Annotated in this window: 3 pseudogenes; all 3 read left to right on the top strand. The window is 70.4% G+C overall.

Annotated elements, in window-relative coordinates:
• Positions 1 to 8,138: 8,138 nt before the first annotated feature.
• Positions 8,139 to 8,569, top strand: a pseudogene (locus ABD981_RS05915) (phage tail sheath C-terminal domain-containing protein); the annotation flags it as partial.
• A gap of 88 nt (positions 8,570 to 8,657) precedes the next feature.
• Positions 8,658 to 9,099 (top strand): annotated as a pseudogene (locus tag ABD981_RS05910) (phage tail protein).
• A pseudogene (locus tag ABD981_RS05905) lies at positions 9,096 to 9,583 on the top strand (hypothetical protein); the annotation flags it as partial. The pseudogenes ABD981_RS05910 and ABD981_RS05905, both read left to right, overlap by 4 nt.
• Positions 9,584 to 9,589 lie beyond the last annotated feature (6 nt).

Here is a 9,589-nt window from a genome sequence, read left to right as displayed (position 1 = left end):
TCTTCCGGCGCCCGCCCGCACGGCTGGACACGCCGTACGAGTGCGTCCCTCAGTGGAGGATTACCGCGAGGTCGGCTCGCCCCCCTGCTCGCCCCGTCCGACGGCGCGGCGCGCTCGTATCGCAGTCGGGTCACAGGCGGCCGTGTCCGCACCAGTGTGACTCGCTCCAGACGTCCATGTCGGACTGGAGCCGACTCCGCGCGACCTCGACGGGCCTCTCCCGACCGTAGGATCCGGCCGCGCCGCGACGTACCGCGACCGCACGACGCGGGATCCGCTGTTTCCGTTGCCCGCTCGTGGTTCGATCCGTGGAGCCGAGCGGCAGAACTACACCCCACGACGGGCGCGAGGATCGTAGTTCACAGCCGCTTCGTAGGACGGCATCAGACGGCGACCGGTGTGTCGTGCGGATCGAACGATCTGATCGCGGACGCCGAGACGGCACGAACGAGGCGGCGCTGCCGCTGGCCGGGCGGGGGCCCCGGGACTGGACACCGATCCCGAACTTCTCCCCCGACGGGCGCCCTCCTCGCCTTCACGCGCACCTCGCCCGGAGGGGTGGGCGGACGCCAGCCTCGGGCCCCGGGCGCATCCTGATCGCCGACGGCCGCACCGGGGCGCTGCGCGGCGAGTCGTCCCGCGGACGGCAGGTGCGAGGGCGTGACGCCCAGCCGACCTGGTCGTCCGCGGCACGACGCTGGCGTTCACCCGCACCAGTCATCGGCGGCAACGGGGGAACAAGCAATCTGGACCGTGCCCGTGGACCGGCTCGACCGGCAGCGGGACCTGAGCGCCGGGCGATGTGCCCGCCGGCTGCGAGGTCATCGACGACACCCGGCGTTCTCGCCGGACGGCACCGTCATCGCCTCTCAACCGAAGAACGGCGGCGGCCGCGTCGACGAGCGCAACGGCCTTCCTGCTCGCGCCCCTGGCCGGCGGCGGGTTCGACGCCGGCTGCCGGGTCCTGCTGCCCGGACGCCGCCCGCGACGTGCCCGGAGGCCTGCCACCAGGAAGCTCCCCGACACCTCGGCGACCGGGCCCTTCCAGCCCCGCCGACGCCGCCTGGACGGCCGACGGCAGGGGACCTGGTGTTCAGCTCCCGGCCGCGCTCGGCCCGAACAGCCCAGAAGCTGCACCTGGTGGACTTCGCGAACCGGTGCCCCACCCCGCTGACCGCCGGCCTGCGGGCCGTCAAAGGAGCCCGCCGTCAGCAGTCCGTCGACCCTGCCGTACGGGCCCCACGCCGGCGTCCCGCCGCTGACCGTCGGCGTGCCCGGGATCGTCCGGGTCGAGGTCGTCAACGGCGGCCCCCGGCCGCCTCGCCCGGCACCCCGGCTGACCCTGGCGCCCCCGCTTGGCTGACCGTCACCGCGTCACCGCGCCGGCGCCTCCTGCGACGCGGGCGGCCCTGACCTGTTCCCTGGGCGCTCGTCCGCCGGGCGGCACCGTTCCGGTGGCGTCACCTTCACCGGCACACTCGCTCCCGGCGACCTCCGGTGACTGGTCGGGTGACCGGCGCCGTCCTCGCCCCGCCCGAGCGACAACGCGGGCCGCACGCTCGTGCCGTGCGCGAGGTGGTTGGATCCCCCGACCCCGACGCCTTCGGCCGTCGACCCCTGCGCCGACCACAACCGCCCCCCCCGACGACTCCGCCTCCCCCGACCACCGCGCCCCCCGCCGACGACCACTCCCCCGCCGCCTCCGAGCCGCCCGTGCCCGGCCGGACCGGCGTGCGGATCACCGCGCGCCCCGACCGGGGTACGTGGGCGGGCGCGTCGTCGTCAACGTACACGGTTCCGCAACGGGCGCAACGCGCTCGCGACCGGCCTCAGGCTGCGCATCGGCTGCCCCCGGGCGTGCCCTCCAACGGGCCGCCGCCGGAGCTGCGACAGCGGCTGGACCGCGCGCGCTTCCGGACCTGGCGCCGGCGCCCGCGCCGTCCTCCAGTCGTCCTCGCCCCCGCGACCGGGCGTTCACACCGGCCGGGTCACGCGGGGTCCTCACCACCACCGGCACGGACGCCGGAACCCCCGCGCAACACCGCCCGGCAGCGCATCCGGTCCTCCAACCGCGGATCGTCGCGGGTCCCCCGGATCGGCAAGCCGGCTTTCGGTCACCTCGGTGCGCGGCCGGGACTTCCCGCCCGGGTGCCCGTAACGGGTTCACCTGCGGCCCGGCATCACGGCCGCCGCGGCGGCGACCGTGCCCGGCCCGGACGGCTCGTTCGTCGGCCGCTGCTGATCCTCGCCAAGGATCAGACCGGCCCGCGGGAGATCACCGCGAGCGGGCCGGGCTTCGGCCGGTGCGGACGGACTTCCTCGTGTTCACGGCACGGGCAGCCGCCCGACGTGTGGCCGCCGTGATCCAACGAGGTCGACGAGCGCTGCGCCGCCTGCTCGTGGAGTCCCGGCTGGAGGCCGGCGGGCGTCGAGGTTGGTGTTCGACGCGCCATGAGACCTGACTGGGCGGCGCGGCGACGACACCGCCCCCGTGTGCGTCTTCCTGTTCGACATCGCGAGGACCACGCCCCCGCGGCGCGGCGGGGAGAGGGTGTACGACGAGGGGGCTTCGTCGTCGCGCGCCGCACCCCCCCCGCTGGGTTCGAGCTGCGTACCTGGTCTCCGCGTGGGCGGGCCGCCCCGAGGACGAGCACCCCGGCTCTTGCTGTCCCAGGTGCTCGTCTGCGCTCACGGGCCCGCGAACGACCCTCCCGCGCAACACCTGCTCGGCGGGACGCTCGCCGAACTCGGAACCTGCTCCTGTCCCCCGCTTCGACGCGTGGCGCCCACCAGCGACCCCGACGCCCCCTCGCCCGCCGACGTGTGCGTCGGCGCTCGGCGGTGAGCTGAACGCAGAGTCGATCGGGGTCGGGGTCCGGGCCCGCTCGCGGGCACGGCCGGGGTCGCCGCCCCGCCGGTCACCGCGAGGGGCTCGGTTGGTGCGTCTTCGGCACCCGCCTCCGGCCCGGACGCGCGCGGACGAGGCGCGCCGCCTGCGCTACACCGAGGTGGACGCGCCCCCCCCCGACGAGGGCTTTCGGCGCGCCACCCGGGAGCCCGCCCGCCCCCGCCCGCCGCCGACGAGGAGAGCGCAGCAGACCGTGACCGGCACCGTGCCGACACCGCCACCGACGGGGAGCCGAGCACTGACCAGGCCCGGGCGGCACGGCCCCCGCCAGACCCGGGCGACGCCTCCCGACCCGGCCCCGGAGGCGCCGCCCACCCGGCCCGGGAGGCCGACGCCTGCCCCGCCGACGGGGGAGCCGACAACCCGGCCCGGGCCCGGCGCGACGGCCGAACGCGTCCGGGAGGCGACGGCCGAACGGGTCCCGGAGGCGACCGGCCGAACGGGTCCCGCCCCCGGACTCCCCCTCCCCCGTACCTGTGGAGCCGGCTGGTGCTCGTCCGAGGAGGCGGGTGCGGCGGGCGGTGTGCGGTGCGGCTCGCGTCGATCCCGACCCGGACGACCCGTACCGGGGGCAGTTCCTGACGCCCGATGCGTCGCCGGGTCCTGGAATCCGCCGTACGACCCGTCCTCCCCCGCCGCTCGCGCCGGCCGCTCCGCCGGCCGTTCGCCGCTCGACGTGCTGGCCGCCCGCTTCTCCCTCGCCCCGCCGGACGTGGACCTGCTCCTGATCGCGCTGGGCCCCGGACCTGGACGCGCGCTTCGGAGCGGCTCTACGGCTACCTCAACGACGACCTGACGCGCCCGGTCGGCCCACGTCGGGCTCGGCCCTCGAACTCTGCGGCTCGCCGGGGTCCCGGCCGCCCGGTTCCGGCTCGCCCCCACCGCCCCGCTCGTCCTCCGGGGGCCTCGTCGAGGTCAACCGAGCCCGAACAGCGCCCCGCCGCTGTCCGCGTCTGGCCGTGCCCGACCGGGTCACCGCGCACCTGCTGGGCGAGCTCCTCGCCCGACCCGCTGCTCGCCGGGGTCCTCGGGCGGCGCGCCGAGGACTCCGGCCGCCGACCCCGGCCGAACGGGACCGGGCCGCCGCCGCGTCCGGTCACGGCCACAGTCCACCTGCGCTCCCACCGGCGGGGGACCCGCGGGCCTCGCCGCCGCCGCGCTGCGCGCCCGCGGGCTGGCGTCCCTGCCGCTGGACGCGGCGGCCCTGGGCGGCCACGGCGGCACGGTGGCGGACCGGGACTCGCCCGGGTCGCTCCCGCGTGGGATCCGCTTCGCGGTCTGACTTGTCGTCAGCTGGGCTAGTTGTCCTGGGCCCGCCGTTGATACATCTAGCTTGCCGATACAACGACCGCGGGTGCGACTGCGGTCTGACAGGACCTGGCCGGCCGTTAGTCCAGCAGGAGAATAGTCTGTGTCACTGGGCCTACGAATCGCTCTCTGCGCGATACATTCTGGATTAGCACCGGGGTCCCGACTGTCCTTTCTCCATCTGATCACAGCTGTGCACGACTACGGCGATCGAGCGGGCTTGTGGGTGGAGCCCGGCCTGGGCCCTCTTTGAGACACACCACCTCTCGTCCGTTCGTAACCCTCGAGCGGTCGGCCGTCCCCTCCCCTCGTCTACGGCAGGGCGGCCGCTGCGTGCGGTGCACAGCAGTGCCCTTGTGGCGCGGGACCGGACCGAGGGATCGGTACTGGGTGTGGTGGCGGAACAGTCCCGTGCAGGGCGCGTGCGCTGTCGTCTATTGCCTGCGTGGTCAGTCCTGCCTGTCGTGTGTGCTAAGTTTTCGTGTCTGAAAGGACCCCCCGTGTGCGTGACGAAGGCGGACTAGGCTCGGAACGCCTGGGCAGCTGCACCGGGCCGCCGGTTTGCACTCTGTCACGTGTGGCGCAACGGCACGCCGACACGGCGTCGGGCCGTGTAACGCCCGGAGGGGAACTGTCGCCGCCGTGCGCGGCCCAGCACACCGTAGCGGGGCTCGCCCGGTTTGGCCCGCCGGTTGGAGTCCCGCGCGGTGGGGTCTGGGAGGTCACCTGGTGCTGCCCGCCACGCACCCGGCGGCTGGAAGTGAGCTCTGCGTGCGGGCCGCCACTCTGCGAGCTCGCTAGATTGTGCTCTCAGAGTCGCTGTGGGGGATGCGGCCCCAATGGCGGCTGGCGCGCGTGGGCCGCGTTGGGGGTGATCGCGCTCTTCCGCGTTGTGCCCGTTCCGGCACGTGGAAGAAATACCAGTTGGTACCTGTCGCCGAGGGGGTCGTGGTCCGTGGTTTGCTCGACCTCGTGCATGGAGGCCTGTACGTGGTGACCTGTCGACTGAGCGGTCGTCGAACAAGTACGTCGCGCCGATACGCGAGATAGAACTGGAAGTTTCGGATCTTCACGGAGGCGGCGCGGTGCCGTCACGCGGTTGCTGTTCGGTACATGACGAGCGACGCGCTCTATCGGGTCACAAGTCAGCGCGCGGAGTGGTGTAAGGCCGCGCACGACCGGCGACCGGCCATAGCATCGAGTCGCTGTACTTTCTCCAGCGGCGTTGAGTCCCATATCGGAAATCCCCGAGCCTGGCCGATCCTTTGTATACCATGCCATAGACCCTTCCTCTCCGCCGAACACTCTGACGAGGCGTTCTCTTCATCTGATTCCCGGTTCGTAATGGGTGCAACGCGCGCCTCGACGTGTCGCGCTGTAGTCTTCTGGACTGTGCCGCGCTCGGGTTTTTCTCGCCGGAGTGGACGCGGCCCCAGACCGGCTGGCCTGTGGGAGCGGTGCCTGCAGATGCCCACGATGCGGGCCTGCCTCCCATGCTGTGACGGTACTCTCTGCGCTACCTCTGCTTGTCTGCCGCGGATAATCCCTATCGTGGTTTTCTTGTAGCTGTGCCGGGGGGTCGATCGCCTGGTGCCTGTTGTCTTGTTCAAGCCGCAAGTCGTACTTTCACTTTGTGCCTGGCGGGACTTGTCTCGTCTCAAGCTCGCCTTGTCCCTGCCCGTAACCGGCCCCGTGAGTGTGCCTGTGGCTGGGCCGCTATGACACACATGGTGCTCAGCTGGTGTTGGTCGGGGTGGCGCCACCGAGGTAAGTACACACACACCGTGGACCAATCTGAGTGTGCCCTGGATTCTGCCGTGTCTTCCCTCCACGCTGGATAGTGGAGCGTAGTGATCGGCCCCGTACCTGTGACCCAGTGTTTTTAGCAGTCGAGTCACCCGTGCTGATTGGTGACTACCCGCGGTGCCTTCTGCGTGTCGCATCAATTTCTATGGCGTGCGTGCCCGGACGGCGGGGCAGTACGCGCCTGTGCTGACGGAGCGTGCCCTCGCGCGTCTGTAGCCACTGTACTTTCCTCTGGCGTACTAGATGGCAAACTGCCCGCCTAGCCCCTCGGGCCGACGTTCCGTCGGACAGGTGTTTTGCAGCCCTACGCGCTGATTTCGTTGCGCACTTCATCGCGCCCTGCCCGCGCCTGCTCTCAGACGTGTGTGTACACTGCTAGCGCACGTAACAACTGGAGCGTGTGCATGCCGCGAATACGAAGTCCACCATGGGGAGCTCATCACTGGGCTACGGAGTCGTCGTGTAAACGTGGATAGGGAACGTGGTGAGTGTCTCTACAGTATTCTGGGTACCGCCGCGTCATGTATGACTCGTTTGGTTGACTCGTGCTACCATTCGGGACGCTGCGAGAGAGGGGTGCGGGGTGGCGATTAATGGCCAGTGTTCTCGGTTGGTTAATATATGGGAGCCGTCGCAGTGAGTTCCTGCATCGTAAGCAATTACGGATGCAGTGTTTGCTGCCAGCAAACCATAAAGGAATACACTATGCGGTTGTCCGGGCCCATATCTACCGTCGACTATGTGCCATAGGTGAGTCCGGTACCCTTTCATTTCTTTGTGTGTGTTCTACCTCGTGCTCCAGTCATCCACTTATTCTGAGGTCCAGGTGCGAGTTCAGCGGGCGTCTAGTGTCCCGGTCGTCAGGTTGTGTCACTAGACGCTCTCCGGCGGCGCCTACATGCCCCTCGCGTGCACGGCTAACTCGCCACGGCGGCGGCGCCGCGTACGTCGTCCGGGTCGGCCGCCCCTTCGTCCGTGACTTGTGGACTTGGGAGCGTACGGGGTGACGCATTAGCCGTAACCCGCGCGGGTGCAGGGACGCTTCGCGGTTCCGGCGGGGCCCAGGGAGCTGAGCTCAGGTGTGGCGGGGGCGGCTGGCCATCGTGCCGTTCGTGAGAACTCGGCGGCTTCCCCACGTCCGCGGCCCGGCCCGGCGTTCACCGCGTGTCCGTCGAGCATCAGCACGGACCCAGGTCGAGAACAACCCGCCGAGGACCGATTCACGGATCCTGCCGCCAGGGCGACCAGGTGGCCGAGACGTACGAGTTGTCCACAAAACAAACAACCCGCAAGAGCGTCAAGAGGCTACGTCGTCACAACAGACGCGGGCCTCGCGCCATCATCGGGTCTCCGAGAAGCGCGACGGCCCGCCCAGACGCGGCCCGCACAGCCCCCAGCACGGTCGACCCCTCACCGACGGGCCGGCGCCCCGGCGCCCTCTGAAAGCGGTGGCGGCCGTCGGGCAGGTAACCCGGCTCGACCCAGGCCGATTACGTTAACACGTATGCCAGTCGACGAACAGAACATGCCCTTAGATTATGCCCGATACACGGCTTTTTTCGCCGGCCCTGGAAGACGGATCGTACAGGAGATCACAACATGGTCGGGTGCCGTACCTGATGAGCGCCTACCAGCGCGGCGACATCTGATCGCCGAGGGGCGTGCGCCACCGTGTGCAGCTGACTCGACGGTGATCCTCGCACTGCGTAGCAGATGTGGCGAGTCACGTGTGCCGTCCATGGGACGCCCCTCCAGAAGGCCCGGGCTCTCCGGCAGCAGGTGCGGCGCACTAGGCGGTGCACTCAGCACGACGTGAGGCGGGCTGCACGACTGCCCGGTTTGCGACGCTCATGTATACTACCGGCCTGGTGCGGTGTCTTGCGCCCGCGGCGGCCGGGCGCAACACGACCGTGCCCGCCGAGCGTGTGCACACTCGCGGGCGTGTGTGGCGCGCAGCGACGCCGAGCTGCGCCCGTCCACAAGGGCCCGCCAATACGAGGTGATCAGATAGAGTGCGTCGTGGACTGAGCTGAATGCTCAGCAAGGGCAGTAGCAGGACCTGAGTGTAAAGCCCTGATCGGGTGGACCTGCGTTGCTGGGGCGCTGACACCGGCCGCGTGGCATCCGCGTGCTGGGTACCCCTGACCAAGACACAAAGACACCCTACTATCCTACCGACCCGGCCTGGGCGCTATCTGAACGTGCGCGCCGCCTCGTTTCAACTCACCTGGAGGAGTCGATCCTGCTGGCACCCCAGTGCGGTGGTCTTCGAGCCGAACGACGACCGGCCTGTGGTCCAGCATCCGTGGCGCACGTCACGGCCTTCCTCACCGAGAGAGTGGCGCCGTGAGGCGCCTGTTCGGCCGGACGGCGCGGCGGAGGCGTTCTCACGTGAATGTGCGACGGGACAACAACCGCGCAGGAGTCGATCGACCAGGGCGGGTGGTCTGCGAGATCGGCGTGGCGCCCGTCAAGCCGGCCGAGTTCGTGGTGTTCCGCTGCGGATGGCCCAGTTCTCGGACAGCAACCAGCCTCGTCGACGAGTGAGGCGCGGGGCCGCCGGACCCCGGAATCCGGCACGGCGGATGAATCAGATGAATCAGATGAGCGGACAGTGAGAGAGGGATAGACGGTCATGGCAGAGGGCGATGCTCTTTCCACCCATGTCTTCGGCGTGCAACTGGGGCGGCTATCTGGTCGAGTCGGTCCAGGAGATCAGCGGCGCTGAGCGTCGAGGAGGAGGTCGTCGAGGTCCGCCAGGTCAGCGCGACCGGCAAGCAGTATCATCCGCAAGCAGCACGGCGCCCGCCAGGCGGGGGAGATCACGATCACCCGGGGACTCGACAGAGCAGCGAGTTCACCAAGTGGATCAGGAGACCTGAACAACGGGGCCGTCGACACCGCCCTGGCAGAACATCACCATCGAGATCAAGGACAGCACCGGCTCGACCGTCCGGCGCATCCAGCTGATGCAGGGCTGGGCCTCCAAGTGGGAGGGCCCCTCGCTGAAGGCCGGCGAGTCGTCCGGGGCCACCGAGACCGTGACATCGTGTTCGAGAGAGATCATCGTCGAATGAGGCGTCGTACGGTGACCGGCGGGCAGCCTGGAGGAGATCCTCCAGGCCACGGCGCCCGCCCCGGCCCCGAGCAGCCGGCCCCCGCCGCCGCCGCACCGGCACCGCGGCAGGACCACGGGCTGCGCACACCGATTTCGAGTTCGAGCTGCCGCGCGGGTACGTGGACGAGGACGGACACCCTGCACCGGCACGGCGCGATGCGCCTGGCCACCGCGCGGGACGAGCTGCGGCCCCAGATCGACCTGCGGGTCAAGGAGAAACCCGGCGTACCTGAGCGTGGTGCTGCTCAGCCAGGTGATCACCCGGCTCGGCACGCTCACCGACGTGCACGCGGGCGTCGTGGAGCGCATGTACGCGACCGACGTCGCCTTCCTCCAGGACTTCTACCGGCGCGTCAACAGCGAGGGCCACACCCGCGCGGGCCGTCACCTGCCCGCACTGCGAGGGCGGCTTCGAGGTCGACCTCTCCGGTGGGCGCCTGGGGGGAATC

The organism is Streptomyces showdoensis, assembly GCF_039535475.1.
Lineage (GTDB): Bacteria > Actinomycetota > Actinomycetes > Streptomycetales > Streptomycetaceae > Streptomyces > Streptomyces showdoensis.
This window is presented reverse-complemented; position numbering and strand designations above follow the sequence as displayed.